Annotated in this window: 25 protein-coding genes and 2 pseudogenes; 15 read left to right on the top strand and 12 right to left on the bottom strand. The window is 69.0% G+C overall.

Going from position 1 to position 26,998, the window contains the following annotated elements; translation table 11 throughout:
• Positions 1-13: 13 nt before the first annotated feature.
• Entirely contained in the window at positions 14-4,024 is a 4,011-nt protein-coding gene (locus K1X59_RS13610) for a hypothetical protein (RefSeq protein WP_220173488.1), read from the top strand.
• 66 nt (positions 4,025-4,090) lie between these two features.
• Here the strand turns inward: K1X59_RS13610 and K1X59_RS13605 are convergent, their stop codons facing one another.
• A complete protein-coding gene (locus K1X59_RS13605; RefSeq protein WP_220173487.1) occupies positions 4,091-5,251 on the bottom strand; it encodes a mandelate racemase/muconate lactonizing enzyme family protein in 1,161 nt (386 codons plus the stop codon).
• Positions 5,252-5,336: 85 nt separating this feature from the next.
• On the bottom strand, positions 5,337-6,140 hold the full coding sequence (locus tag K1X59_RS13600) for an IclR family transcriptional regulator (RefSeq protein WP_183150475.1): 804 nt from the start codon (positions 6,138-6,140) through the stop codon (positions 5,337-5,339).
• Positions 6,141-6,475: 335 nt separating this feature from the next.
• Here K1X59_RS13600 and K1X59_RS13595 point away from each other — a divergent pair, with 335 nt between their 5' ends.
• The 3 genes from K1X59_RS13595 to K1X59_RS13585 are packed head-to-tail and all read left to right on the top strand — an operon-like array spanning position 6,476 to position 9,529.
• Positions 6,476-7,306: a carbohydrate ABC transporter permease gene (locus K1X59_RS13595; protein WP_231924911.1), complete on the top strand. Its 831-nt coding sequence runs from the start codon at positions 6,476-6,478 to the stop codon at positions 7,304-7,306.
• Positions 7,306-8,163, top strand: a complete 858-nt coding sequence (locus K1X59_RS13590; RefSeq protein WP_183150474.1) for a carbohydrate ABC transporter permease — start codon at positions 7,306-7,308, stop codon at positions 8,161-8,163. Before K1X59_RS13595 ends, K1X59_RS13590 begins: the two co-directional genes overlap by 1 nt.
• 52 nt (positions 8,164-8,215) lie before the next feature.
• Complete coding sequence (locus K1X59_RS13585) at positions 8,216-9,529, top strand: ABC transporter substrate-binding protein (RefSeq protein WP_220173486.1); 1,314 nt, start codon at positions 8,216-8,218, stop codon at positions 9,527-9,529.
• A gap of 68 nt (positions 9,530-9,597) precedes the next feature.
• Here the strand turns inward: K1X59_RS13585 and K1X59_RS13580 are convergent, their stop codons facing one another.
• Complete coding sequence (locus tag K1X59_RS13580) at positions 9,598-10,317, bottom strand: SDR family NAD(P)-dependent oxidoreductase (RefSeq protein ID WP_220173485.1); 720 nt, start codon at positions 10,315-10,317, stop codon at positions 9,598-9,600.
• Positions 10,314-11,231, bottom strand: coding sequence for a dihydrodipicolinate synthase family protein (locus tag K1X59_RS13575; RefSeq protein ID WP_220173484.1), 918 nt, complete (start codon positions 11,229-11,231; stop codon positions 10,314-10,316). Before K1X59_RS13575 ends, K1X59_RS13580 begins: the two co-directional genes overlap by 4 nt.
• A gap of 112 nt (positions 11,232-11,343) precedes the next feature.
• On the opposite strand from K1X59_RS13575, the gene K1X59_RS13570 reads away from it, so the two are divergent.
• The 6 genes and pseudogenes from K1X59_RS13570 to K1X59_RS13550 all read left to right on the top strand — a co-directional run bounded on the left by K1X59_RS13570 (position 11,344) and on the right by K1X59_RS13550 (position 16,566).
• A complete protein-coding gene (locus tag K1X59_RS13570; protein WP_220173483.1) occupies positions 11,344-12,231 on the top strand; it encodes an SMP-30/gluconolactonase/LRE family protein in 888 nt (295 codons plus the stop codon).
• Positions 12,232-12,255: 24 nt separating this feature from the next.
• Positions 12,256-12,900, top strand: coding sequence for a bifunctional 4-hydroxy-2-oxoglutarate aldolase/2-dehydro-3-deoxy-phosphogluconate aldolase (locus K1X59_RS13565; protein WP_220173482.1), 645 nt, complete (start codon positions 12,256-12,258; stop codon positions 12,898-12,900).
• A 110-nt stretch (positions 12,901-13,010) separates the two neighbouring features.
• The gene (locus K1X59_RS22490) at positions 13,011-13,391 is read left to right on the top strand and encodes a hypothetical protein (RefSeq protein ID WP_309491579.1); all 381 of its coding nucleotides are present in this window, start codon (positions 13,011-13,013) and stop codon (positions 13,389-13,391) included.
• Positions 13,295-14,149 (top strand): annotated as a pseudogene (locus K1X59_RS22485) (ABC transporter permease); the annotation flags it as partial. The gene K1X59_RS22490 and the pseudogene K1X59_RS22485, both read left to right, overlap by 97 nt.
• Before the next feature lie 381 nt (positions 14,150-14,530).
• Positions 14,531-15,250, top strand: a complete 720-nt coding sequence (locus K1X59_RS13555; RefSeq protein ID WP_396652590.1) for an ABC transporter ATP-binding protein — start codon at positions 14,531-14,533, stop codon at positions 15,248-15,250.
• A gap of 56 nt (positions 15,251-15,306) precedes the next feature.
• On the top strand, positions 15,307-16,566 hold the full coding sequence (locus K1X59_RS13550; RefSeq protein WP_183150468.1) for an FAD-binding oxidoreductase: 1,260 nt from the start codon (positions 15,307-15,309) through the stop codon (positions 16,564-16,566).
• 51 nt (positions 16,567-16,617) lie between these two features.
• Here the strand turns inward: K1X59_RS13550 and gndA are convergent, their stop codons facing one another.
• Both gndA and K1X59_RS21595 read right to left on the bottom strand, forming a co-directional pair.
• Entirely contained in the window at positions 16,618-17,616 is a 999-nt protein-coding gene (gndA, locus tag K1X59_RS13545; RefSeq protein ID WP_244632602.1) for an NADP-dependent phosphogluconate dehydrogenase, read from the bottom strand.
• Positions 17,605-18,025 (bottom strand): annotated as a pseudogene (locus K1X59_RS21595) (NAD(P)-binding domain-containing protein); the annotation flags it as partial. The gene gndA and the pseudogene K1X59_RS21595, both read right to left, overlap by 12 nt.
• Before the next feature lie 215 nt (positions 18,026-18,240).
• Between K1X59_RS21595 and K1X59_RS13540 the strand changes: the two are divergent.
• Both K1X59_RS13540 and K1X59_RS13535 read left to right on the top strand, forming a co-directional pair.
• Positions 18,241-19,299: a D-2-hydroxyacid dehydrogenase gene (locus tag K1X59_RS13540; protein WP_220173481.1), complete on the top strand. Its 1,059-nt coding sequence runs from the start codon at positions 18,241-18,243 to the stop codon at positions 19,297-19,299.
• Complete coding sequence (locus K1X59_RS13535) at positions 19,296-19,793, top strand: gluconokinase (RefSeq protein WP_244632019.1); 498 nt, start codon at positions 19,296-19,298, stop codon at positions 19,791-19,793. Before K1X59_RS13540 ends, K1X59_RS13535 begins: the two co-directional genes overlap by 4 nt.
• A gap of 8 nt (positions 19,794-19,801) precedes the next feature.
• Here the strand turns inward: K1X59_RS13535 and K1X59_RS21590 are convergent, their stop codons facing one another.
• Positions 19,802-19,927 carry a hypothetical protein gene (locus K1X59_RS21590; protein WP_258566847.1) on the bottom strand — a complete coding sequence of 42 codons (126 nt, stop codon included), beginning with the start codon at positions 19,925-19,927 and terminating at the stop codon, positions 19,802-19,804.
• Positions 19,928-20,154: 227 nt separating this feature from the next.
• On the opposite strand from K1X59_RS21590, the gene K1X59_RS13530 reads away from it, so the two are divergent.
• The gene (locus tag K1X59_RS13530; RefSeq protein WP_183150467.1) at positions 20,155-20,769 is read left to right on the top strand and encodes a 50S ribosomal protein L25/general stress protein Ctc; all 615 of its coding nucleotides are present in this window, start codon (positions 20,155-20,157) and stop codon (positions 20,767-20,769) included.
• 99 nt (positions 20,770-20,868) lie between these two features.
• Positions 20,869-21,450, top strand: a complete 582-nt coding sequence (pth, locus tag K1X59_RS13525) for an aminoacyl-tRNA hydrolase (protein ID WP_220173480.1) — start codon at positions 20,869-20,871, stop codon at positions 21,448-21,450.
• Between the two features lie 55 nt (positions 21,451-21,505).
• On the opposite strand, the gene K1X59_RS13520 is transcribed toward pth, so the two are convergent.
• Entirely contained in the window at positions 21,506-21,943 is a 438-nt protein-coding gene (locus K1X59_RS13520) for a hypothetical protein (protein ID WP_220173479.1), read from the bottom strand.
• Between the two features lie 305 nt (positions 21,944-22,248).
• On the bottom strand, positions 22,249-23,253 hold the full coding sequence (gene trpS, locus K1X59_RS13515; RefSeq protein WP_183150465.1) for a tryptophan--tRNA ligase: 1,005 nt from the start codon (positions 23,251-23,253) through the stop codon (positions 22,249-22,251).
• A 74-nt stretch (positions 23,254-23,327) separates the two neighbouring features.
• Between trpS and K1X59_RS13510 the strand changes: the two genes are divergently transcribed.
• Positions 23,328-24,029, top strand: coding sequence for a DUF4166 domain-containing protein (locus K1X59_RS13510; protein ID WP_220173478.1), 702 nt, complete (start codon positions 23,328-23,330; stop codon positions 24,027-24,029).
• Here K1X59_RS13510 and K1X59_RS13505 read toward each other — a convergent pair.
• From K1X59_RS13505 to K1X59_RS13495, 3 genes are all read right to left on the bottom strand, one after another.
• Entirely contained in the window at positions 24,023-24,862 is an 840-nt protein-coding gene (locus K1X59_RS13505; RefSeq protein WP_220173477.1) for an exodeoxyribonuclease III, read from the bottom strand. The two genes, K1X59_RS13510 and K1X59_RS13505, sit on opposite strands and share 7 nt — an antisense overlap.
• Positions 24,863-24,872: 10 nt before the next feature.
• Positions 24,873-26,084, bottom strand: a complete 1,212-nt coding sequence (locus K1X59_RS13500) for a YihY/virulence factor BrkB family protein (protein ID WP_183150464.1) — start codon at positions 26,082-26,084, stop codon at positions 24,873-24,875.
• A 144-nt stretch (positions 26,085-26,228) separates the two neighbouring features.
• Complete coding sequence (locus K1X59_RS13495) at positions 26,229-26,996, bottom strand: succinate dehydrogenase iron-sulfur subunit (protein WP_183150463.1); 768 nt, start codon at positions 26,994-26,996, stop codon at positions 26,229-26,231.
• Between the last annotated feature and the right edge of the window lie 2 nt (positions 26,997-26,998).

The raw sequence follows: 26,998 nt of genomic DNA, 5'->3' as shown, positions 1-26,998 counted from the left end.
CATTATGTGGATCATGGATTCAATTGCTGGCGATGAAGCCCAAGATAATCCCGCACTGTGGAGCCGGCGCTCCGTGCTGCGGATGCTGGTGATCGCCGGGGTGCTCCCGCCGGTGCTCGGGTCGCAGACAGGTAACGCGTCAGCGGCCGTCGCGCAGCTCACCACGACGGGAGGCGTCTACGCCGACGCGCTCCGCCGACTGGACAAGCCGAACCTCGTCTTCACGCAGGTCGCGCAGCTCGTGGGCCAGAGCCATCGGATGACGTTCTTCCACGCCACCTGGGACGGCGGGACGACCATCGTGCGCGACCTCGAGGTCGCGCACGCCGGTGGATGGCTTCCCGTCACCGACCCCTCGCATCGCTTCGACGAGCAGTGGCTCGTTCTGGAGGGCACGCTGCCCACCGGCAGCGCGCCGGAACTCTATGGACCGCTGTCCCCGAGTTGGCTCGGCTTCACGTCGTACCAGGTGCTCGGCCCGCAGGTGATCGAACTGACGACGAGTACGGACGACTTCGACCTCGTGGTGCGCTGGCGGCTCGACGGACCCAACCCCGAGGCCCACCACGTGGTGACGGCCAAGATCGCCGGCGACTACATCGTCGGTTATCAGAGCCAGGACACCAGGTCGCTCGACGACCTGGATGAAGTGCTGTGCGGGTCGTATCAGCACGCCCTCTCCGTGCTCGACGGCTCGGCGCCGCTGGGGGCGTGGGAGCTCTTCGCGCCGATGGCGCTCACGCAGTACGCGGTGGGCAGCGTCGCCATCACATCCGGCGTCTACCTCCCCGCAGAGGTGGCGGAGTTCGTGCACGAGCGGCAGTTGATGTCGGACAGGCAGCCGTACGGCATGAGCCTGCGCAACGACAGCCTCGACATCGTGCCCAGCATCTACTCGCCGCAGCCGGGCCTGCGCACCGCCATGGCCGTCGGCGAGCAGCGCGGCTTCGCGTTCGGGCTCGCCGCGCGCGCAGACACCCTGTACGGCACGTACACGCACCTGTGTCGGCACGAGTACGGGCTGACCGCGTATCGGCAGAACGTGTACGACCGATCGTTGACGGATGCCGTGCACGCGATGGCGGCGCTGATCGCCGTCGAGCCGGACGGCGACGACGCCGTCGACTACATCCCCTCGCACTCCGGATGGTGGAGCCGCGCCAAGGGGTTCGTCGACGTGGAGAACGAGGATGCCGTCCGTACCGCGGCGAGCGGCGTCGTCCTCGCCGCGCACTACCTGACCGGGACCGCCGACAGCACGTTGTACGAACGTCGAGCGCGGCCCCTCGTCGAGTACCAGGTCTCCCGGAAGGGCATCGGGCACTCGCCGGTGATCGGGAGCCCGGTCTACAACGACACGACGCAGTACCGCATCGGGCGGATACCCACCGACGCGGTGAACCTCGCCGCGCTCTCCCAGCTCACGCACGGCCGCAACGCCGGCATCCAGCGACTCGCCGTCCAGGCGACCAAGGCGGGCGTCGTCGGTCAGAGCAGGGCGCCGTTCTCGAACGCCCTGGCGACCTACCGCATCACCGGCGACCCCGCCTATCTGACCGAGGCCACGCTGATCGCGCGTCGATACTCGCAGGAGCAGATCCTGACCCCGTACCGGAGCAACGGCCAGCCTCCCGGCGGATTCGCCTACAGCTTCTCCCGCTACTGGGTGGACCTGCTGGAGATGTTCGAGGTGACAGGGGAGGACGAATTCCTCGACGGCGCCTACCGGGAGGTCCAGCGCTTCATCACGCAGACGGCGGTGCGCCCCGTTCCCGGCGGCACGGTCACGGTCCCCGTCGGGCACGTCATCACACAGCAGTACGACTGGGAGACACGCTCCTCGCTGCCGTCGTACCCGAACACGAGCGTCCCCACGGAGACGGTCCCCGCCTGGTACGTCTCGCCCTCCGGGTTGACGTTCGAGGCGCTGTCGTCGTTCAAGCTCGGTGTCAGCACACTCACGAACCCCGGCGGCGGCTATGTGTTCAACCCGTGCTGGGCGGGAGCGCTGCTGCGGCTCGCGCATCACACGGGAGACGGGTTGCTGGCCGACATCGCCCACAACATGGTGATCGGCCGGTTCACCACCTACCCCGGCTACTACGGTCGCCAGTTCCAGGTCGCGCACATGAAGCCCGATTTCGCGACCAGCGGCCCCGTCGGCATCACCGGGTACTACTTCCATCACGCACCGGCCCAGCTCGGGCTCGCGATGGACTACCTGATCAGCGAGAGCTTCTACCGCAGCGGCGGCGCCATCGAATTCCCCCATGTGTTCGAGGCCGACTTCGCGTACTTCAAGTTCTTCGCCTACGGCCACGCCCCCGGCACGTTCTTCGGCGAGGACGGTGTGTGGCCCTACTTCCCCGAAGGGCTCCTCTCCCTGGACAATCCGCTGGTCAACTGGATCGGCGGTGTCGGCAACGACGCCCTCTACGTCAGCCTCACCAATTCGGCTGGAGCCGCGCAGCAGGTGACCGTCGATCTCTCCAGCGAGCTGACCGGCCTGCCACGCAGCTCCTCGACCGCGGTGGAGATCGTGGCCGCGAACGGCTCGCGATCCACCACGGCAGCCGTCAGCGGGCGGATCACGGTCTCCGTGCCGGCCAGAGGACTCCTCGCCCTCGTGGTGCGGAACGTGGCGGTGCAGAGGCCGGGGCTCCCGCACGACGACGTCGTCGACCACGGGCGCGACAGCTTCCACGAGATCGACACCGACACCGCCACCGAGTACGGCGTCGCGCGGGGGATGCTGCTCGTGCGGCCGGGCGGCGACGGGTACGACGCCTACGTGCAGATCGACACCGAGCAGCAGGCCACCCTGTCGTACCGCATTGGCGGAGGCGCATTGAAGCAGGCGCCGCAGAAGGTGTACCCGTACGAGTGGACGATCCCCGTCGACGACCTCACGAAGCAGTTCCGGTACACGATCACCACCGGGGGGACGACGACCTCGGAGGTCACTCTGCGACTGCCGTCGCGGATCAGCGGGGAGAACCCCGGCGTGACCGGAGACGTCGTCGCCCAGGCGACCGGAACCGCGAGCGATCGCGTCCCGCTGATCATCGAGGTGCGCAACGCGACGGATGATCCGATCACCGGCGACATCGCGATGACCCTGCCGACCGGGTGGCAGCTCGATGGCGCCGTGCCGGCGATCGCGGTGCCGGCACACGACACGGCCAGGGTCGAGGCAGCGGTCATCATCGCCGCGGCAGCGCCCGTCGGCGAGGTCGAGGTCGCCGCGAAGCTGTCGATGCCGGGAGAGGACCCCGTGACCCTGCGTCCGGCGACGATCGAGGTGATCGACCGCCGTCGGCTGGTGTCGCTCACGTCCGATGTCGAGATCGTCAGCGGACCCGGCGCCGTCGCGAAGCTGACCGCGCTCGTCATCAACACCGGCGTCGCTCCGTTGCAAGCCACGCTCGCACTGTACGGCCTCACCGGATGGAGTGTCGGGCAGCAGAGCGCGACCATCACCGTGCCGCCGAGGTCGGACCTGACGCACACCTGGACCGTCACGGCCGGCTCGGGGGTCGCGCCAGGCTCGTCGACGCGGTTCGAGGCACGGCTCGATCAGACGCTGCGCCGCGGCGTGCTGGTGCGGGTGGCAGACGAGGGCGTGATCGCGCACACGCAGTCTCCGTGGCCCGGCTACCTGGAATCCGGCAACTGGTACCCCAGCGGACTGTCCGGATGGAACGGCACCCGGACGCGCTACAGCGACTCCGACTCGGTCGGCAGCACCGTGACGTGGAACGTGGACCTGTCGCAGGCCGGGCTGTACCGGGTCTCGGTCTGGTATCCGACGAACTCGACCACGACCACCTCGGCGGCGTACGTCGTCGAGCATAAGAACGGCAGCTCCGAGGTGATCGTCGATCAGACGCAGGGCGCCGCGGCGTGGCGCTCGCTGGGCTCGTTCCGGTACGACGCCGACGCCGTCGGCACCGTGCGGCTCGAAGTCCGCAACACCAGCATCCACCGTGTCAGCGCTGCGCAGTTCGTGCGCATCGGGGACTGAACGACGAAAGGGTGGGCCGGCCGGATCGCTCCGGCCGGCCCACCCTTTCGCGGCGCTCCCGCAGGGTCAGTGCCGCACGTACTCCGCGATGGCCGCTTCGTCGACCGTGACGCCGAGCCCCGGACCGGTCGGCACGACGAAGCCGCCGTCCGCACGGACCTCGAGCGGTGTGGTGAGGAGGCGGTTCGCGACGGGCAGCGTGAACGGCTGGTATTCGAAGGCGAGCAGCGATGCAGCGCTCGCGGCGACGTGCACGCCGGCGGCCATCGCGATACCGAAGGCGGCGGAGTGGTGCGGAGCGACCGGGACGTGGAACGCGTCGGCGACCGCGGAGATCGCGAGACCCTCGGTGATGCCCGTGCGGCCGATGTCGGGCTGCGTCAGACCGACGGCGCGGCGGGTGAGCCAGTCCGTGAACTCGAAGCGACTGCGCATGGCCTCGCCCACCGCGACCGGGGTCGCGAGCGCGGCGGCGAGGTCGCGGTGACCCTCGACGTCTTCCGGCGCCAGCGGTGCCTCGAAGAACCACGCCCTCCGGTCGTCCAGCTCGCGGCCGAGGGCACGTGCCTCGCCGAGCCGGTAGGTCCAATGCGCGTCGAGCGCGACCTCGAGATCGGGATGCACGGCGCGGATCGCGTCATAGGTCGCGAGATCGGTGCGGATGTCGATGCCGAGGTGCAGCTTGATGCGCCGCACGCCGCCCTCGACGAGCTCTGCGGCCTTCTCCGCGCGCTCGACGTCGTCGGCCCCGCGGATCCCGGAGACATAGGTTGGCAGGACCTCGTGAAAGCGGCCGCCGGCGAGCTCCGAGACCGACAGGCCGGTCGCATGGCCCCACAGATCCCAGAGGGCGATGTCCACCGCGGCCATCGCGTCGGCCTGGTGTCCGGTGAGGTGTCCGCGTTCCCGCATCGACTCCGACATCCGGTGCCAGAGCGTGCGCACCGAGCGCGGGTCCTCGCCGAGGATCAGCGGAGTCAGCAGATTGTCGACGATGGCCGCTGCGACGACCGGCGCGACGGGTGCCAGTGCCTCGCCCCAGCCGACCAGTCCCTCATCGGTCTCGATCTTCACGAGCAGGGTCTCGTAGCCCGGGGAGTACAGGCTCCGCCACGGTGGGCGGATCACGTAGCCGCGGTGCTCGACGGCGGTGTCGCCCGCATACGAGTTGTTCGCATCCTCCTTCGAGAGGTAGAGCGGGAAGGTCTGGACGCGCGTGATTCTCATGGGGTCTCCGAAGACAGGGATGGTCGAGCGGCCGACGGCGGGGCGCCGCGGTCGGGGGAACGGGAGCCGCACGCAGCGGCAGAGCTCAGAGCGCCGCGAACGCCGATGCGGTGCGCGAAGGGCTGTAGCCGAGGGCGACCGAGATCTCGTCGGCGGCTTCGATCAGCTGCAGGGCGAGCTCCTGGTGCGGGGCGTGCAGATCCAGCACCGACAGGGGGCCGCTCGCCGAGATGCCCGCCACGATCTCGCCCGCACGGTTGCGGATCGGCGCGGCGATGCAGGCGCGGCCGAAGGCGAGCTCCTCGATCTCGGTCGCGTAGCCACGGCTGCGGGTCTCGTCGAGGGCGGTCTGCATGGCCTCGCGGTCGACGATGGTGTGCGGGGTGAAGCGCTGAGGCGTCTGCGTGAAGTACTCGTCCACCTGCGCGTCGGTCATGCCGGAGAGAAGGGCCTTGCCCAGGCCCGTCGCGTGCAGGGGGCCCGTGCGCCCTGCCATGTCGAACGACTTCGGCGCGAGGGCGCCCTCGAAGTTGCACAGGTACATGAAGGTGAAGCCGCTGAGCTCGGCCACGTTCACGCCGATCTCGATCCGGCGCGCGAGGTTCTGCGCGATCTGCCGGGACGCGCGGAAGAGAGGGGAGCCGTTGAGGGCGATGGTGCCGAGGGAGACGGCCGCGGGGCCGAGGCGGTAGAGCCCGGTGCGATTGTCCTGCACCACGAACTTCATGCGGTCGAGGGCCGACATCATGCGGGAGACCGTGGACTGCCCGAGGCCGGTGAGCGTGCAGAGCTCCGAGACCCGCAGCTCGCCGGACTCCTCCGTGAAGCAGGCGAGCAAGGACATCGCCCGTTCGACGGTCTGGGTGCCGCCCACCGATTCCGACGCCATGGTGACTCCTCCTCCTCACATGCGTCGCACCTGCGACGCCGGCGGCCTCCGCCGCTGCCAGTCATCCTACGGAGAGAAATGACTTCGAGCAACACAAATGTGGGTGTCTTATGCATGTTGTGGATTTCTCATCCGCATTGTGGTTGACTTGCCGCACGTCGACGTCGACCACTGTGACGACGACGCGCAGGGCCCCACGGGGTCGTCTCTACGGGAAAGTGACTGCAATGCAACAAGCCATACTCGAGCGGCCAGCGGAGAGTGAGCAGAAGGCCGTCGAGCCACGCTCCGGGCGACGTTCCACGCTGGGCGCGAAGGATCGCACCTTCGGTTTCATGATCGCACTTCCCGCGGTCCTCCTGTTCCTCGTGATCGCGATCTTCCCCCTCGTGTCGAGCATCTTCACGAGCCTCTTCGACCAATCGCTCCTGCGCCCCGAACGCACGTTCGTCGGTCTCGACAACTACGCGGCCGTCTGGGAGGAGTTCTTCGCCCGGCTCGGCACGACCCTCGTGTTCGCCTCGCTCTCCACCGTCTTCCCCCTCGTGCTCGGTGTGGCGCTCGCCCTGCTGCTGAACGCCCGCATGCGCGGACGGAACATCCTCCGCGGCGCGCTCATGCTGCCGTGGCTTCTCCCCGGCGTGGTCGTCTCCTTCCTCTGGGCATGGATCTTCAACGACAGCTACGGCGTCGTGAACCATGTGCTCTCGGTCTTCGGCCTCCCGGAGGTCAGCATGCTGGGCACGCCGACCGGCGCGATGGCCGCCGTGGTCATCGCCAAGACCTGGCACTCCTTCCCGTGGATCATGGTCGTCGCCCTCGCGGTGCTCCAGACGCTGCCGAGCGAGCAGATCGAGGCCGCCACGATCGACGGTGCGACGCGTGCGCAGCGGTTCCGCCACATCTCGCTGCCGCACATCGCCGGGCCGGTCACCCTCGTCGCCGTGCTCGAGTTCATCTACAACTTCGGCAACTTCGACACCATCTTCGTGATGACCGGCGGCGGGCCGGGCAACTCCACCACGACGCTCGCGGTCAGCCTCTACGACCTCGCCTTCGGCAGCTACGAGCTCGGCAAGGCCTCCGCCATGGGCACGCTCTGGCTCGTCCTGCTCGCGATCATCACGACCGGGTACCTGTTCCTCAACCGACGGCTGGAGAAGTGATGCGCCGTAGTCGCGATGTGGGGGAGTCGATCATCCGCCCCCACCTGTCCATTCCGGGGCGGGTCCTGCTCCTGCTGTTGGCTCTGTTCGGTCTGCTGCCGGTGTACTGGCTCACGGCCACCGCATTCACGAAGAAGGAGGACGTCTTCTCGCTGGACCGTCCGTTCTTCCCGGTCGATCCGACGATCGAGAACTTCGTCGGCTTCTTCCAGAACGATCTGCTGCTGAAGAACCTGATGAACAGCATCATCGTCTCCACCGGCACCGCTCTGCTCGCGGTCCTGGTCGGCGGTCTCATGGCGTACTCCCTGTCGAAGTTCCGGTACCGGGGCCGCAACGCCGTCATGTTCATGTTCCTCATCGGTCAGCTGATCCCCGGCGCCCTGCTTCTCATCTCGCTGTACCTGATGCTGAGCTCGGCCGGACTGCTGTACACCTACACGGCGCTGATCATCTCGTTCACCACGTTCACGCTGCCGCTCGCCGTGTTCCTGCTGAAGGGCATCATCGACGCCCTTCCCGACGACATCATCGAGGCCGCGAAGGTCGACGGGCTCTCGCGCACCGGCACCATGTTCCGCATCGTGTTCCCGCTCGTGGTCCCCGGGCTCATCACCGCCGGCATGTTCGCCTTCATGCGCGGGTGGAGCGATCTCCTGTTCGCTCTGACGCTCGCCGGCCCGGACAAGCAGACGCTCCCGGCCGGACTGACCCAGGCCTTCATCCGCGAGGGGACCGCCGACTGGCCCGCCCTCATGGCCGCGTCCCTGATCACCTCGCTCCCGCTCGTCCTCATCTTCATCCTCCTGCAGCGCTACTTCGTCTCCGGCCTCGCCGCCGGTGCCGTCAAGGGGTAGCCCTGCGTCGCCTGAACAGCTCTACCCCCATCACCTCGAAGGAGCAGTCTCCATGACCATCTCGAACTCACAGCTGAGCCGCCGAGCCTTCCTCGGAGGCGGCACCGTGCTCGCCGCGTTCGGCGCGCTCGCGCTCGCCGGGTGTGCGACGCCCGCCGCACCCGGCGCCGGTGCCGGTGCCGCCGCGAACGCCGCGACGAAGGCCGAGACGATCAACTTCTACGGCAACTCGCTGGGCGAGGAAGCCCTGAAGTCGGCCTGGCAGGGAATCCTCGACGGATTCTCGAAGAAGGAGGGCGTCACCGTCGCCCCGGTCATCTACCCCTACGATCAGGCTGCCACCCAGCTCGCCCTGACCGGCCGCTCGGGCAACCTCATGGGCGTCGGGCAGTCGGGCGGATGGCAGGTGCTCACGCCGATGAACGTGCTCGCCGATCTCAGCGACCTCGCGAAGGGCCTCGGCATCCCGCAGGGCGTGCTCGACTCGTACACGATGGACGGCAAGCTGCTGGTCCTCCCGCTGACGGCCGCCGGCATCGGCATCATCACCAACGGAGAGATCGCGAAGAGCGTCGGCATCACCTCGGGCATGACCGTGGAGCAGTTCGCCACCGCACTCGAGAAGATCAAGAAGCAGGACTCCTCGCTCATCCCGTACGCTGCGGTCACGAAGAACCCCGACCTGAAGGACGCCGTGCCGTGGATGTGGGGCTTCGGCAGCGATGTGGTCACCGACGACCTGAAGTGCACGCTCGGTGACGCGGAGAGCGTCGAGGCGGTCACCTGGTACAAGTCGTTGCAGGACGCCGGCCTGACGCAGACGAACGTGGCGCGCAGCGACGCCCGCATCCTGTTCGCCAGCGGCCGTGCCGCCCTGTACGACGATGCTCCGCTCGCCTCGACCTTCGTCAAGACCAACGGCGCGGCCCAGAACATCATCGACAACATCGGAGCGATCGCGCGCCCGACCGCCGGCGGGAAGGACTCCTTCAACCGGGCATGGGGCAGCGGCGTCTTCGCGACCGCGGGCGAGGGCGAGCTCACGAGCCGAGACTTCATCCTCTACGCGGCCACGAACGTCGAAGCGGCGACGGCTCTGTACGAGAACTCGGCGGTCGCTCCTGCCGCCAAGACCGTCGCCGACAAGATCCCCGCCCTGGCGGCCGACACCTTCCAGGCGGCGTTCCGCACCGAGGTGTCGGAGCACGCTCGTGGCGCCGCGTGGGATCGTGTGGCCGTGACCGCGCAGATCGACGCCGCCATCGGCGCCGGGGTCGCGACGATCCTCGCCGGTCAGGTCGACGCGCAGTCCGGACTCAACGCGCTGAAGAAGGAAGTTCAGGGGCTGCTCGATTCCAACGCCTGAGCGGCGGAAGACACGAAGAAGGCCGCGTCCCGGATGGAGACGCGGCCTTCTTCGTGGGAGGCGGCGGATCAGAGCCAGCGATCCCGAAGGGTCGGTTTCAGCCAGGCAGCGGGGGAGGAGATCGACAGTCCGCCGTCGACGGGGATCGACGTGCCGGTCACGAACGACGCGGCATCGGACGCCAGGAACGCGACGACGGATGCCACCTCCTCCGGGCGGCCGATCCGTCCGAGCGGGTAGCCCTCGCTCTCGCCCGTGTCGGCGGCGGAGATGCTCCCCGGCTGCACGGCGTTGACGCGGATGCCCTGCGGGCCGTAGTCGAGCGCGAGTTGGCGGATGAGGCCGTCCACACCCGCCTTGGCCGCGGCATAGGCGGGCAGGGCGGGTGCGGCGAGCGATGAGTTGACCGAGGTGACCGCGACGATCGAGGACCCGCGAGAGAGCCGGGGGAGGGCCGCCCGTGCCACGAAGAACGCCGAATCGAGCGTCGCGCCCAAGGCTCCGCGCCAGTCGTCGTCGCTCGTCGCATCGGCGCGGGCGATCGGCATGCGCCCTGCCGCGAGCACGACGACGTCGAGCCGACCGAGTGCGTCCGCGGCATCCGCGACGACGCGGTCCGCGGTCTCCGGTCGGCTGCAGTCGCCGATGAGGTAGTTCACGAAGACCGGATCGTCCGGGTCTTCGAGTCCGACACCCACCACGGCGTCTCCACCGTCGACGAAGGCGCGGGCTATCGCGAGGCCGATGTCGGAGCTGCCGCCGATCAGCAGCACGCCGCGGCGGGTCACACGCGCACCGTTGCGGGGATCGGCGGCAGCGACAGCTCGTCGATCACGAGCTTGACGGATGCTCGGCTGCCGGCGTCGAGACGCGAGGCGGGGTATCGGACGGTCGCGTGGTCGATGACGCCGCGCGCGACGAGGACCTCCTTGTGCACCGCCCATGCGATGCCGCCCTGCAGACCGATCAGCACGAGAGGGAGCATACGACGGAACTCCGCCCTGGCCTCGTCGACCCGCCCGTCCAGGAACAGCGCGAGCACCGGCCCGAGCAGATCGGGGAACTCGCACGCCGGCATCGTGCCGACGGCTCCCCTCGCGTACTCCTCGAGGCAGAACTGGGCGTTCTGTCCGCCGAGGACCGCGAAGTCCGGATCGTCGATCGCCGAGACCACGGCGCCGACCTTGGGCGCAGTCGGGGGCGCCTCGACCTTGACCGAGTCGACGCCGTCGAGGCGGGCGAGCTCGGCGATGAGGCCGGGGGCCATGGCGACGCCCGTGACGCCCGGGGCGTCCTGGACCATCACCGAGAGCGAGGTCGCGGCGGCCACCTCGCCGTAGAAGTCGACGAGGGTCCCGGCGGGTGGTTTCACCATGAACGGCGGGAGGACCATCAGCGCATCGGCGCCGCCCTCTTCGGCGAGGAGCGACTGCTCGATCGAGGTGGCCGTCGAGGTGCCGTTGACGCCCGCGATCACCGGGACCCGGCCGTCGACCACGCCGACGACGTCGTCGAGGATCACGCGACGTTCCTCCGTGGTCAGGGCGAAGCCCTCGCTGGCCATGCCGAAGACCGCGACGCCGTCGACGCCGGATGCGAGCTGGAACTCGACCAGTCGGCGCAGGCTCTCGCGGTCGAGGCGGCCCGACTCGTCGAACGGAGTGGCCAGGATCGGCATCAAGCCGTGGAGTGTCGGAGCCATCAGCGGAGTCCCTGCTTCTTCATCGTGTGCCCACATTTCTCGCAAGTGATATGCATATTGTGAGATAGTCTGCCACATAACGGTTACGAGCTACCAGCTAAGGAAGTCCCTGATGTCGCACCCGACGACCGCGCGAACCGTCGAGATCCTCTCCGACGCCCGATACGTCCAGGCCGAGTCGCCGCGATGGGACGGCCGCGACGGCAGCCTCGCCTGGATCGACATGGCTACAGGATCCCTCCACCGCGGCCGACTCGTCGACGGACGGGTCGTGCCGGACACCGCGGTCGCCGTCGGCGCGCAGATCGGCGCCCCGATCCCGCTCGCGCAACCCGGGGAGGGATGGGTCGTCGGTGTGGACCGTCGGGTGGTGCACGTGAGCGACGACGGCATCGTCTCACCGCTGACGAGCGACATCGCCGCTCCCGGCGACTACATGAACGATGGCGGCGGCGATCCCTTCGGCCGGTTCTGGGTGGGCAGCCAGTCGATGCCCCGAGACCCGCACTGCACGCTCTGGAGCATCGAGCCCGACGGCACCGCGGTCGCACGTCTGGGCGGGGTGACGGTGTCGAACGGACTCGCCTTCGACCGCACGGGGTCGACCCTGTACTACATCGACACGCTCCCGAACCGCAGCATCGAGGCGTTCGACGTGGCCGGCGACGGCTCGCTCTCGAACCGACGCACGGTGTGCCGCGTCGACGGCGGCAACCCCGACGGCATGACGGTCGACCTCGACGGCATGCTCTGGGTCGCGGTCTGGGACGCTGCCGAAGTGCGCCGGTACTCGCCGGAGGGGGAGCTTCTCGAGACCGTCGTGCTCCCCGCCAAGCGCCCGACCGCGGTCGCGCTCGTCGACACGATGCTCGTGATCACGACCGCGAGCATCGGGCTCGCAGACGCCGGCGAAGCGGATGGGGCACTGCTGGGGGTCCGGGTCGACGTCGGCGGCGCGCTCCGACGTGGCCGTGGGGCGGTGCGGCCCCGAGCCCCGTGACGACTCGGCCCTGGGCGTGGCGCGATGAGCACCGTGGACAACGCGCAGCTCAGGGAGCGGCTGAGCGCCGGCAGGATCGTCGCCATTCTCCGGGGGACCGATGTCGACGCCACGGTCGCGGCGGCGCTGACGCTCATCGGCGAGGGCATCCTGACGCTCGAGATCGCGCTCACGCTGAGTGATGCCGAAGAGGCGATCGCCCAGGTGACGCGGGATGCTCCTCCCGAGGCGCTGATCGGTGCAGGCACGGTGCTGGACGAGGCCGATGTGGAGCGGGCGGTCACCGCCGGCGCGCAGTTCCTGGTGACGCCCACGCTCAGCCCCTCGGTCGAGTACGCGGTCGCGCAGGGGATCGGCGTCCTCCCCGGCGTCTACACCCCGACCGAGGTCCAGCGAGGGCACGATGCCGGCAGCGCCGCGGTCAAGCTGTTCCCGGCGTCCGCGCTCGGCCCCGGGTTCGTCCGCGCCATCCGCGATCCCTTCCCCGACGCGCGGATCATCCCCGTCGGAGGGGTGAGCGTCGACACCGTGAGCGCGTACTTCGCTGCCGGCGCATTCGGCGTCGGTGTGGGCGGACCCCTCGTCGGCGACGCGGCCACTCCCGGCGGCGATCTCGACGCGCTCGCCGTCCGCGCCCGGCTGTTCGCGCAGGCTGTGCGCAAGGTCTGAGGCGGCTGCGCCGCAACCCATAGGCTTCTCATCACTGCGCCCTCGATCTCGCATATGCGCAGTTCCTAACGTCGATCTCACCCCGCGATGGCCGCGGCGGAAGGAGAGAGATGTACGGAAGATACCTGCGGCGCGAACTCGCCGGCCGCAAGAAGCAGACGGTGATCGTCGCGATCGGACTGGCGGTGGCGATCGCGCTCGTGATCGTCGTGAACGCGTTGACGACGGGCGTGCGCGACGCGCAGACGCAGGCGCTGGAATCGGTGTACGGTGTCGGCACCGATCTCACCGTGACGGGCGCGGCCACCGAGCCTGGCCAGGGTGAAGGGCCGCGCTTCGAGTTCGACGCCGATGCGGGGAGACCGACGGCGAGACGACCACGCTCGCGCAGTCGATGCTCCGGCCCGACTTCCTCCGAAGCACCCTCGACTCCTCGGTGCTCGACACAGTCGCCGCCACCGACGGCGTCGCCGCCGCCTCAGCAGCCTTGAGCCTCACCAACTCCACGTTCTCCGGAGAGATGCCCAGCGGCGGATTCGCGCAGCAGGGCGACGGACAGCCGGCAGCCCCGGAAGACGGGCAGGCTCCGCCCGACGGCGGACAGGGCGGCGGAGGCTCCTTCGGAGTGGACTCGTTCTCCGTTCTGGGGATCGACCCGACGACCACCGCGATCGGGCCGCTCGCCTCGACCGAGGTGACGGAGGGACGCGGGTTCGACGCGGATGACAGCGATGCCCTGGTCGCCCTCCTCGACAGCACCTACGCCGCGACGAACGAGATCGCCGTGGGAGATGTCGTCGATGTGGGCGGATCGGATGTCGAAGTCGTCGGGCTCCTCGCATCCACCTCGGACAGCGCCGACACCGCGGCGAACGTCTACGTGCCGCTGCGCACGGCGCAGACGCTCGCCGGGCTCGGTGACGTCATCTCCACTGTCTATGTGCAGGCCGATTCCGTCGCCACGATCGACGCGGTGAGCGCCTCGCTCGCTGCGGAGCTGCCGGACGCGACCGTCACCTCGCAGTCCGACCTCGCGTCGACCGTCTCGGGCTCCCTCTCGAGCGCGAGTGCTCTGATCACGAACCTCGGAACGTGGCTGTCGATCATCGTGCTCGCCGTCGCCGTGCTGCTGTCCGTGCTGCTCACGCTGTCCGGCGTCGGACGCCGCACCAGGGAGTTCGGCACGCTCAAGGCGATCGGCTGGTCGAACGGCCGGGTCGTGCGTCAGGTGGCCGGAGAGTCGATGGTGCAGGGACTCATCGGCGGAGCCGCGGGTCTCGTGCTGGGCATCGCGGGCATCGTGCTGATCAACGTCCTCCGACCCACGGTCGCGGCGAGCGTCGGGGGTCAGGAACTGGCGCCAGGCGGCATGGGCGCAGGGCCGACCGGTGGCGGGGGATGCTCCAGACTCCGGCGGCCGACATCGTGCTCCAGGCGCCGTTCACCCCTGGGTGCTGGTGTCGGCCGTGTGCCTCGCCGTGCTGGGCGGTCTCATCGCCGGGGCATTCGGCGGCTGGCGCGCCGCACGTCTCAGCCCCGCAGAAGCCCTGCGATCGATCGCGTGAGTGCCACGCAGCCCGCTGAAGCCCGACAGAACACGAATCCTCACCACAAGGAGAAGAACATGATCATGGCAGACCTCGAGCAGACGGAGCCGCGCATCGCGGAAGAGCAGGCGCTCTATCGCCTCACGGCCGTCACCAGGACGTACGCCCAGAAGGATCGCATCGTGAAGGCGCTGACGGGCGTCGATCTGGACATCATGCCCGGGGAGTTCGTCACGATCCAGGGTCCGACCGGCGGCGGGAAGTCGACCCTGCTGCAGCTCCTCGGCGCGCTCGACACGCCCTCCGCCGGCTCGCTCCTGCTCGAGGGCAGGGAGCTCGCGTCGGCATCGGCGAAGGAGCTCGGTCGGATCAGGGCGGCGGAGATCGGGTTCGTCTTCCAGGGGTTCAACCTGGTGCCGACGCTCACCGCCGCGGAGAACGTCGATATGGCGCTCGAGCCTCTCCGCCTCGAGAAGACGGAACGCCGCACGAGGGTCGCCGAGGCACTCGCCCACGTCGGCCTCGAGGACCGTGGCGCACACCTGCCCTCCGAGTTGTCCGGCGGTCAGCAGCAACGTGTCGCGATCGCCAGGGCCATCGTGAAGCGACCGCGCGTTCTTCTCGCCGACGAGCCGACCGGCAACCTCGATGAGAGCATGCGTGACGAGATCCTGATGCTGCTCGAGTCGCTGTCCGCCGAGGGGATCACCATCATCGTGGTGACGCACGACTCCGCGGTCGCGCGACGCGCGACGCGACGGCTGCGTCTCGCGAGGGGCGTGGTGCAGGACATCACGACCTAGGGCGGGCCGGGGCGGGACCGGTGCGCGATGTCGGTACCCGTGGCTACAGTGTCGGCATGGCTGACAGCATCGATGCTTCTGTTCCTCCCCGCCCCTCCGTCCACCGCCCTCGCACCGTCGAAGAACTCGCCGACGTCGTGCGAGAAGCCGCCCGTGAGGCCGTCCCCTTGACCGTGGTCGCCGGCGGACACGGCCCGTGGTCGCATGTCCCCGCCGACGGCATGCGTCTCGAACTCTCCGAACTGTCCGGCATCGAGGTCGACGGTGCCACCGTGCACATCGGCGGCGGCGCGGTGTGGGGTGACGTCGCCACCGCGTTGGCGGCGCACGGTCTCGCACTCAGCTCCGGCGACACCGCATCGGTCGGTGTCGGTGGTCTCACGCTCGGCGGCGGCATCGGATGGATGGTGCGAGCCTGGGGTCTCGCCGTCGATCAACTGGTCGGCGCGCAGGTGGTCACGGCATCGGGCGACGTCGTCGAGGTCTCGCCCGAGGCGCATCCTGAACTCTTCTGGGCGTTGCGCGGCGGCGGAGGCAACTTCGGCGTGGTCACCCGCTTCGACTTCGCCGCGCACCCGTTGCCGGGCATCGCCTTCGCCGAGAGCGTCGTCGACGGCGATGCCGCGGAGGTCCTCCGCACCACGAGGGAGCTGCTGCGTACGGCGCCGCGCGAGCTCACCGTGACGTACATGGACGTCCCGCCGATGGATCCGAGCGCTCCGGCTGGTGCGCGACTGAGCGCCGTCTGGGCAGCTCCGGAGCCCGATCGGCTGCGCGCGGTGTTGGCTCCGATCACCGCGCTCGACGGGGTGCAGACCGAGATCACCACTCCGGCATACCGAGACGTGCTGATGGAGATGCCGCAGCCGGAGGGTGACGATGCTCCCGCGCCTCCCGGGTTCATCGGCGGCAACGGCCTCTACGCCGATCTCGACGACGAGCTCATCGAGCGGCTCGTCGCCTTCCGCCGCGCGTATCCGGCCTCCGTCGTCTTCCTGCGGTCGCTGGGCGGGGCGTTCCACGACGTCGCGCAGGAAGACACCGCGTTCCCCGCGCGCACGGCGAACTGGTTCGTGATGGCCGGCGCGTTCGACATCCCCGGGATGCTCGACGAGGCCACACGCTCCGCGATCGAGGCAGACGGGGAGGCGATCCGCGCCGGCCGCCTCGCCGAGTACGGCAACTTCGCCGACACCGAACGACCGGAGGCGGTGCCGGGTATGTTCTCGCCGGCAGCGCTCACCCGGCTGCGTGCGACCAAGGCGGCGTGGGACCCGCAGAACCTCTTCCGCCGCAATCACAACATCCTCGTGTGACGCACGAAGGGCCGGGCACCTCGCGGTGTCCGGCCCTTCGATGGCACGAGGTCAGTGCGTGTCTTCCGCCTCGATCTCGGTGCGGTCTCCCGACCACAGCGTGTGGAAGGTGCCTTCCTTGTCGATGCGCTTGTAGGTGTGCGCGCCGAAGAAGTCGCGCTGACCCTGCACGAGGGCGGCAGGCAGGCGGTCGGCGCGGATGCCGTCGTAGTACGACAGCGACGACGAGAACGCAGGGGCCGGGATGCCGGCCTGGGCGGCGGTCACGACAACCCGACGCCACGACGCCTGTGCCCGCGTGAACGCCTCCGCGAAGTACGGTGCCGTCATCAGCACCGGCAGATCGGGGGTCGCGGCGTAGGCGTCGGCGATGCGGTTGAGGAACTGCGCACGGATGATGCAGCCGCCGCGCCAGATCTTCGAGATCGCACCGAGGTCGATATTCCAGCCGTACTCGGCCGCACCGGCGCGGATCTCGTCGAAGCCCTGCGAGTACGCGACGATCTTGGAGGCGTACAGCGCCAGGCGGACATCCTCGATGAACTGCTCGGTGTCGTCGGCTGCGACCGTGAACTCCTCGTCGGGGCCGGGGAGGCCGCCGGCGACGGCGCGCTGCTCGGGGTGCGATGACAGCGAGCGGGCGAAGGTGGCCTCGGCGATGCCCGACACGGGGACGCCGAGCGAGAGCGCGGTCTGCACGGTCCAGGCGCCGGTGCCCTTGGCTCCGGCCTGGTCGAGGATCACGTCGACGAGGGGCTTGCCGGTCGAGGCATCCACCTGGCGGAGCACCTCGGCGGTGATCTCGATCAGGTACGACTCGAGCTCGCCCTTGTTCCATTCGGCGAAGATCTCCGCGATCTCGGCGGGCGACTTGCCCGTGCCGCGGCGGATCAGGTCGTAGGCCTCGGCGATGAGCTGCATGTCGGCGTACTCGATGCCGTTGTGCACCATCTTGACGAAGTGGCCGGCGCCGTCGTGGCCGACGTGCGTCACGCACGGCTCACCCTCGGCGATCGCGGCGATCGACTTGAGGATCGGGCCGAGCGTGATCCACGACTCGTCGGAGCCGCCGGGCATGATCGACGGACCGGTGAGCACCCTCCTCGCCGCCGGAGATGCCGGCGCCGACGAAGTTGATGCCGGTCTCCCTGACCGCCTTCTCGCGGCGGATCGTGTCGGGGAAATACGCGTTGCCGCCGTCGACGATGATGTCGCCCGGCTCGAACACCTCGACGAGCGCGTCGATCACGGCGTCGGTCGGGCCGCCGGCCTTGACCATGATGATCGCGGTGCGCGGCTTCTGCAGCGAGTCGGCGAACTCCTGGTAGGTGCGCGCCGGGACGAAACCGGCCGCGGGGTGCTCGTCGAGGAGCGTCTGGGTCTTCTCGTAGCTGCGGTTGAAGATCGCCACCGTGTTGCCCTCGCGGCTGGCGAGGTTGCGGGCGAGGTTCGATCCCATGACGGCGAGTCCGACGACTCCGATGTTCGCTGATGCTTCGGGCACAGAAGGCTCCTCGATCGTGAAGAAGGGGTGGTTTCAGCGTATCGCTGTACGGGAGGTCGGCGCTCACCTGTGTCACGAGGCGACGGACGTCAGAGGTGGCGGCGAGTTCGGCGAGGCAGGCTGTGCCCTCTACGCTGGTCGGATCAGTGCCGTGCGCGGAGGGAGTCCCGATGACAGAGCCCGAGACCAAGGTGCGAGCGGTCGTGGCCGTTCCCCTTCCCGAAGAGCTGTGCCGGCTCATCGAAGAGCGTGAGCCGCGTCTCGAGGTCGTCCGCGACCACTCCGTGATGCCGCCCATGCGCGGCCCCGCCGACTGGACGGGGGATCCGGCGTTCGTCCGCAGCCCCTCACAGCAGGCGGCGTTCGACGAGATGGTCGACTCCGCCGACGTCCTGTTCGGCATCCCGGACGTCGATCCCGCCGCCCTCGCCCGCACGGTGGCCGCGAATCCCCGTCTGCGGTGGGTCATGACGACGGCGGCCGGGGGAGGCAGCTCGATCAAGGCGGCAGGTCTCGACCGTGAGGCGCTGGACCGGATCGTGTTCACCACGAGCGCCGGCGTGCACGGCGGCACCCTCGCCGAGTTCGCCGTGTTCGCGGTGCTCGCCGGAGCGAAGGGGCTGCCGCGTCTTCTGGCCGACCAGCGCGCGCGCACCTGGCCGGAGCGCTGGGAGATGCGTCAGGTCGACGAGATGACGGTCCTGATCGTCGGCCTCGGCGGCATCGGTTCCGAATGCGCACGCCGCTTCCACGCTCTCGGCGCCGAGGTCTGGGGCACGACCCGGTCCGGACAACCTGTCGACGGCGTCGACCGCCTCGTGCCACTCGATGAGCTGGTCGATGCGGTGCGGAAGGTCGATGCGATCGTCGTGACGCTGCCCGAGACCGCCCAGACGCGACACCTCATCGGTGCGGACGTGCTCGCCGCAGTGCGTCCGGGCGTCATCCTCACGAACGTGGGCCGCGGCAGCGTCATCGACGAGGCGGCCCTGCTTCCGGCGCTGGACGACGGACGCGTGGCCTTCGCGGCACTCGACGTCTTCGAGCAGGAACCCCTCGATGACACGTCTCCGCTGTGGGCGCACCCGAACGTGCTGGTGAGTCCGCACACCGCCGCGCTCAGTTCGAAGGAGGAGGAGCGGATCGCCCGCCGCTTCGCCGACAACGCGACGCGCCTGCTCGACGGACAAGAACTGCGTGCCGTCGTCGACACCGTGGAGTTCTATTGAGCCTGCGCATCGTGGTGATGGGGCCGAGCGGCAGTGGCAAGTCCACGGTCGGCAGCGCGCTGGCCGAAGCCGTCGGCGCACGCTTCGTCGACGGCGACGACCTGCACCCGCTGACCAACGTCGACAAGATGGCCGCCGGCATCCCGCTCGATGACGACGACAGGATGCCGTGGCTGCGGACCGTCGGCGTGACGCTTCGCAGCGAGGATCTCATCGTGGTCGCCTGCTCGGCGCTGCGGCGGAGGTATCGTGACGCGATCCGCGCGGAGGCGCCGGACGTGTTCTTCGCAGAACTGGTGGTCGATCGGGCGACGTTGGCGCAACGGTTGGATGCCCGCGAGGCACACTTCATGCCGGCATCGCTGCTGGACTCCCAGTTGGAGACGCTCGAGTCGTTGCAGCCCGGGGAGACGGGCGTCCAGGTTCAGGCGTCGCTCGGCCTGGACGAAGAAGTGCGGGTCATCCGGGACGCCGTGCGGTCGTCAGCGGCCTGACGCCGAGATCAGTCCTTGCGGTAGCCCGAGCGGCCCATGGCGAAGAGGGCGCCGAGGCTGCCCACGACGGCGCACACGCTCATGGCGCCGATCAGCCACAGCAGTGCGTGCGAGAAAAAGGCGCCGTCGAGCATGGGGGTTCTCCGTGTTCTGCAGAAAAGGACCGGTGTCTTCAGCCTACCGGGTCATCCGGTACCATTGAGGCTGTACCTCGGCGAGGGATGCTTCTGCGCGTGCGCGTTCATCCGTTATCGACGCGGCGAAGCAAGCCCGGTGGCTTTCCTCACGCGTCCGCGTTCGAGTCCCACAATTCCAAGACCACCGCGCGGCGCCTTCGCTGCGTGCCCCGAAGGAGAACCCCATGTCTGAAGACACCAAGGTCCACGCCGAGCTCCGCGAGAGCTTCGGCAAGGGCTTCGCCCGCCGCCTCCGCGCTGCCGGCAAGATCCCCGCCGTCATCTACGGTCACGGCACCGAGCCCGTGCACGTGGCGCTGCCCGGCCACCAGGTCTCGCTCATCATCCGTCGTGCCAACGCGCTGCTCGAGCTCGACATCGAGGGCAAGTCCCAGCTCGCCCTGGTGAAGGACGTCCAGAAGGACCCCGTGCACCAGATCATCGAGCACATCGACCTGCTCGTCGTGAAGAAGGGCGAGAAGGTCGCGATCGACGTCCCGATCGTCGTCACCGGCGAGTCCGCCTCCGGCACCATCGTGAACCTCGACGCGACCACGCTGTCGATCGAGGCTGAGGCCACCCACATCCCGCAGAACATCGAGGTCTCGGTCGAGGGTCTCGAAGAGGGCGCGCACATCACGGCCGCCGAGGTGAAGCTCCCCAAGGGCTCCACGCTGCTCTCCGACCCCGAGGTGCTCGTCGTCGCCGTCTCCGTTCCTGCTGCTCCCACCGAGGATGAGGACGAGACCGCGGCCGAGGGTGAGACCGCCGAGGCGTCCGACGAGGCCGCCGCGGAGTGATCTCCGGCTGAATCATCACAGAGGGGACGCGATCCGATCGCGTCCCCTCTGTCGTATCCTGACCGAGGCGTTTCGCCCGCGCAGGGAGAGGACGAGGACATGGCATCGACCTGGCTCGTGGTCGGGCTCGGCAACCCCGGTCCGCGGTACGAGAACACCCGTCACAACATCGGTCAGATGGTGGTCGACGAGATCGCTGCGCGCCGGAACGAGGCGTTCCGCGAGCACAAGGGCGGGGCACGCGTCGTCGAGACGTGGCTGCGACCCGGTGCCGACAAGCTCGTGCTCGCGAAGCCCAACACCTTCATGAACGTCTCCGGAACCCCGGTGGCCGCACTGGCGCGGTTCTACTCGGTCCCCGTCGAGCAGGTCGTCGTCGTGCACGACGAGCTCGACATCCCGTTCGACACCATCAAGCTCAAGACCGGGGGCGGGCACGGCGGACACAACGGCGTGCGCGATGTCGCGCGTGCCCTCGGTACGGCAGATTTCCCCCGTGTGCGAGTGGGTATCGGTCGGCCCGTCGGCCGTCAGGACCCGGCGGACTGGGTCCTCTCGCCTTTCGGCAAGGAAGAGCGGCCCAACCTGTCGATCCTCATCGACGACGCGGCCGATGCGGTCGAGCTGCTCGTCGGCGAAGGGCTGCTCGCGGCCCAGCAGAAGCACCACGCTCCACGGTGATGCCGGCGCGCCCGGTCGCGTGGGCCGACGCGCCCGGCTGGGCAGGCCGGCGCGATCAGGCGGGATAGCTGGAGAAGCCGACCGCACTGCCTGCGGCGAGGGCCGACACCAGGACGATGAAGAAGATCACGGCTCCGACCACGGCGATGACGAGTGCGGCGATCCCCGCGCCGCGACCCCGTTTCTTGGCGATTGCGAGTATCCCGACCACGATGGCCGCGATACCGAGGATCGTCCCCGCCCAGAACGAGAGCTCGGCCCACAACACCTGATCCCGCGCGGGCGCGAGCACGCTGAGGTCTTCGGTGGTCGTGGTCGAGACGCCCTGGGGCAGGACGCGTCCGATCTCGAAGGCGCTGATCCCGACCACGATCGCGGGGACCACGGCGGCGACCAGGGCGAGGATCAGAGCGAGCATCCCGAGGTACGCCGACGGGCGCGGGGCGGTCTCCGGCACGGAGTAGGCGCCGGCCGGAGCGGCATACCCGCCCACGGGGACCTGATACGCACCGGGAGGGGCGGCCGGCGCGCCCTGCGCGGGCGCGTACGGAGGCGTCTGCGGATACGCGGGAGCAGCCGTCGGATACGGGGAGCCGCCGCTGGGGTGGGCGGAGCTGCGGGGTACGCGGGAGGTGCCGCCGGATATGCGGGTATTGCAGCGGGCGGCGGGACCACTCCGGATGGAGCCTCCGCGGGGGCGGCCCCCGATGCCGTGGGTGGCACGAACGAGCCGGGGTTCTCGGCGCCGGACGGGGGAGGCAGCTGCGGATCTGTCACGCCCCCATCCTAGGGCGCGGCTCAGACGCGGCGGAGCAGCCCCACGCGGTCGTACACATGGGACAGGGTCTCGTCGGCGACGGCGTCCGCGCGGCCGGCGTTCTCCGCGAGGATGCGGTCGAGTTCCGCGGGATCGTCGAGCAGCTCGAGGGCGCGGGCGCGCACCGGCTCGAACTCGTTCACGACGACCTCGGCGAGGCCCTTCTTGAAGTCGCCGTAGCCGCGCCCCGCGTACTCGTCCTCGATCGCCGCGACCTGACGCCCGGAGAGAGCGGCGTAGATCGTCAGCAGGTTCGAGACCCCCGGCTTGTTCTCCCGGTCGAAGCGCACTGACCCCTCGTTGTCGGTGACGGCCCGCATGATCTTCTTCGCCGACTTCGCCGGGTCGTCGAGCATCCACAGCACACCTGCGTCGCTCTCGGCCGACTTCGACATCTTGGCCGTCGGGTTCTGCAGGTCGTAGATGCGGGCGGTCTCCTTCTGGATGACCGGCATCGGCACGGTGAAGGTCTCGCCGAAGCGGGAGTTGAACCGCTCCGCGAGGTCGCGCGTCAGCTCCACATGCTGCTTCTGATCGTCGCCGACCGGCACGACGTCGGTCTGGTAGAGCAGGATGTCGGCGGCCATGAGCACCGGGTAGGTGAACAGTCCGACGCTGGTGGCATCGGCGCCGTATCGGCTCGATTTGTCCTTGAACTGGGTCATGCGGCCGGCCTCACCGAAACCGGTGATCGTGCTGAGTATCCACGCGAGCTCGGCGTGGGCGCGGACGTGCGACTGCACGTACAGCGTCGACAGCGAGGGCTCGATGCCCGCGGCGATGTACTGTGCGGCCGTGCGTCGCGTCTTCTCCCGCAGCTCAGCCGGATCCTGCGCGACGGTGAGGGCGTGCAGGTCGACGACCGAGAAGTACGCGTCGTAGGAGTTCTGCAGATCTCGCCACTGGAGCAGCGCGCCGATGTAGTTGCCGATCTGAAGGGAGTCGGCTGAGGGCTGCATTCCGGAGTAGAGGCGGGGTTTCGTCACAGCATCAATCCTATGGGGTGCGTGCGCGCGCTCTACGATGGGCGCATGATCTCACGCTCCCGAGGGAACCGGGCATGACCGCTCGGGGTGCGGTCTTCCTCGAGGTGCTGGGGGCGCAGGCAGACCGACTCCATCCGGCGATCCTCGCGCAGCTGCGGACGACCGTCGACGACGATCAGGCGGAGGGGATCTTCGTCGTCGCCGGCAGCCGTTTCCGCGGACTCACGGCGCTGGCAGCACCCGTCGTCGGCCCTGGGCTGTGCGTCACGCGCTTCGCGCGCGACGTGCCCTTCCGGATCCGCACCGCCACGTCGCTTTCCGACTCGGGCCGATCCATCCTCCACACCAGGCGCGAACTCCGCTTCGCGAAGGGGACGCAGCACGTCGTGGATCGGCTCACAGCCACCGCGAAGCCCGGCGTGGTCCACAACGCCCTCGGGGCCCGCGGACGCGTGGAGATGCTCGAAGAGTGCTCGGTCACGCCGGAGGGAGCCCTGCGCATGCGTACGCTCGCGGTCGCGCTGCGACTGGGCAGGCGCCGGATCGCGCTCCGCGGCATCCTCGGCGTGCACGTGGATCTCGTCGACGGCTGGGATGAGGCCCACGGGCGTCGCACGGTGTCGATGAGGGCCAGGAGTCCCTTGCTGGGCACGGTTCTGGAGTACCGCGGGTGGTATCGGTACCCCGAGCCCGAGCCCGAGCCCGAGCCTGAGCCCGAGCCCGAGCCCGATCCCGAGCCCGAGCCCGAGCCTGAGCCGCGGACGAGCGCTCAGTAGCGGTAGTCGACGACGACCGGAGCGTGGTCGCTCCAGCGTTGGTCGTAGGCCGCCGCGCGGGCGACGTGATAGGTCTCGACGCGCTCCGCGAGAGCGGGCGTCGCGAGGTGATAGTCGATGCGCCAGCCGGAGTCGTTGTCGAACGCCTGCCCGCGCATCGACCACCAGGTGTAGGGGCCGTCGATCTCGCCGTGGAACCGACGTCCGACATCGACCCAGCCCAGACCGGTGCCGATCGTGCCGTCGACCGCGGTGACCTCCGCGCCGGACTCACCGAGGAACCGGTCGAAGTATGCGCGTTCTCGGGGGAGGAAGCCGGCTTTCTTGCGGTTGCCTCGCCAGTTCTTGATGTCGAGCTCTCGGTGCCCGACGTTGAGGTCGCCGGTCACGAGCGCGAGAGCGCCGTCGGAGCCGAGCTCGCCGAGGCGGGTGCCGAACGCGTCGAGGAACTTCCACTTCTCGTCCTGCTTCGGGGTGTCGGCCTCGCCGGAGTGCACGTACGCGCTCACCACGGTCAGCGGCTGGTCGCCGAGAAGGTAGTCGGCCTCGATCCAGCGCCCCTTGGAATCGAAGTCCTCCGGGCCGAAGTCGGTGCGCGATGCGAGCGCAGGCGTGCGGCTGGCGATCGCGACGCCGGCGCGCCCTTTCGCAGTCGCCTCGTCATGGACGAACGACCATCCGGGGAGGGCGGCCTCGAGGTGCTCGTCCTGCCCACGGACCTCCTGGAGGGTGAGGATGTCGACGCCGGCAGCATCCAACCAGGAGCTCATCCCGTTGCGAGCCGCCGCTCGGATTCCGTTGACATTGACCGTGGCGATACGCAGATGAGGCATGTCCACCAGCCTAACGAGCGCCCCCGACATCCCGAGACGACCTGTGGTTGAGCTCCGCGAGCAGGCGCTGCGCGAGCGGTGACGCGGCCTCGATCGGCGGAGGACGGGAGGCCTCGAGATCGGCCAGTTCGCTCTCCGCCGCCCGCAGAGCCCTCTTCGCGCCCCAAGAGCGGAACCACGGAGCAGCCTCGCGGGCGGACTGCGCCTGTCGAACACGTACGCGTGCCGCCGTCAGCAGTGCCTCGTACTCCGCGCGCCGCCGCTCGGCCTCGGTCTGCTGCATGAGCGGGAGGTCGCGATCCTGCGCCGCGACCGCGATCCACGACGATGCCACGAGCATCACGACGCCGTTGACGCGGAACCACAGCAGCAGACCGATGAAGATCGCGAACGTGGCCAGGAGGGGATTGGAGGGCGTATAGCTCAGCAGGAAGCCCGCGCCGTACTGCAGCACGGTCATCGCGCCGCCGCCCAGAAGGGCACCTGGCCAGATGGTGCGCCAGCGCAACGAGGTTCCCGTGAGGAATCGCACCATCGCTGCCAGGGCCGACGACAGCAGCGCGAACGAGACCACCACCGTTCCGATGCGGATGCCGAGGTTGACCCCGTCGGAGCCGAAGTCCCAGTCGAGCAGGCTGAGGAGCCAGCGCAGCACCGTGGCGCTCGCCGAGCTGAGGAGCGAGCCGACGATCAGGGAGACGCCGAAGATCAGAGCGGCCAGCAGATCGCGGGCCTTCAGGATGATGTAGCTGCGCCGGTCGGGCGGGAGACCGAAGATGTCCCTGGTCGCGCGACGGGAGAACGTCACCCACCCGATGGCCGTCCAGATCACGGTGCCGAGCGCGATCGCACCGGTGATGCTGAGGACGCCGGTGGTGTTGGCCGCGATCTCCTGCACCTGCTCGGGGGTGGCCACACCGCCCTCGGGGACGATCAGGTTGGGGATGTAGCTGTTGATGATGTCGATCAGACCGTTGACGGCGTCCTCGCTGCCGCCGAGCCAGAGCCCTGCGATCGCGAAGGCGAGGTAGATCGCCGCGAAGATCGCGAAGAGAGCCTGATAGCTGACGCCGGCCGCCAGCAGGAAGCCGTTGTGCTGGAGGAAATGCCGCCAGACGCGGACTGGGAACAGGCCGAGCGTGCGTCGGGTGATCGCGGTCGCGCGCTCGACGGCGGCATCGAGGCGGCGAGCCTCACTCGAGGCGCCATCGGGATCGGACACCTGCCTACCCTATCCAAGCGTCGATGGTGGGGAGTGCGGCCTCTCGAGGGCGGTGGTGCTCCGCGCGAGAACAGGCGATAACGCGAGAACAGGCGGTCCCGTAAGGGAACCGCCTGTTCTCGTGTGATCGCCTGAATCGGCGCGTCAGGGGCGACCGCGAAGGACCGCCTGCTTGACCTCGGCGATGGCCTTCGTGACCTCGATGCCGCGCGGGCACGCCTCGGAGCAGTTGAAGGTCGTGCGGCAGCGCCAGACGCCCTCCTTGTCGTTGAGGATGTCGAGGCGCACGGCGGCGTTGTCGTCGCGCGAGTCGAAGATGAAGCGGTGCGCGTTCACGATCGCCGCCGGACCGAAGTACTGCCCGTCGGTCCAGAACACGGGGCAGGACGAGGTGCACGCGGCGCAGAGGATGCACTTGGTGGTGTCGTCGAAGATCTCGCGGTCGGCGATCGACTGCGTGCGCTCCTTGCCCTTCTCCGGCACGGAGCTGGCGACGAGGAACGGCTGCACCTCGCGGTACGACGCGAAGAAAGGCTCCATGTCGACGACGAGGTCCTTCTCCAGAGGCAGGCCCTTGATGGCTTCGACGTAGATCGGCTTCGAGATGTCGAGGTCCTTGATCAGCGTCTTGCAGGCGAGGCGGTTGCGGCCGTTGATGCGCATGGCATCCGAGCCGCAGATGCCGTGAGCGCAGGAGCGTCGGAAGGTCAGCGAGCCGTCGACCTCCCACTTGATCTTGTGCAGCGCGTCGAGCACGCGGTCGGTGGAGAAGAGCTCCACGTCGTAGTCGACCCAGTGCGGCTCGGCGTCGACCTCGGGGTCGAAGCGGCGGATGTTGAAGGTGACGATGAAGGACTGGATGCCCGTCTCTTCCGTCGTGTCCGCGGGTGCTTCCGCGATGGCGTTCGACATGC

This window comes from Microbacterium sp. Se5.02b, assembly GCF_019464375.1.
In the GTDB taxonomy this organism is placed as follows: Bacteria; Actinomycetota; Actinomycetes; order Actinomycetales; family Microbacteriaceae; genus Microbacterium.
Note: the sequence above shows the minus strand (reverse complement) of the source record. Positions and strands in the feature narration are given on the sequence as shown.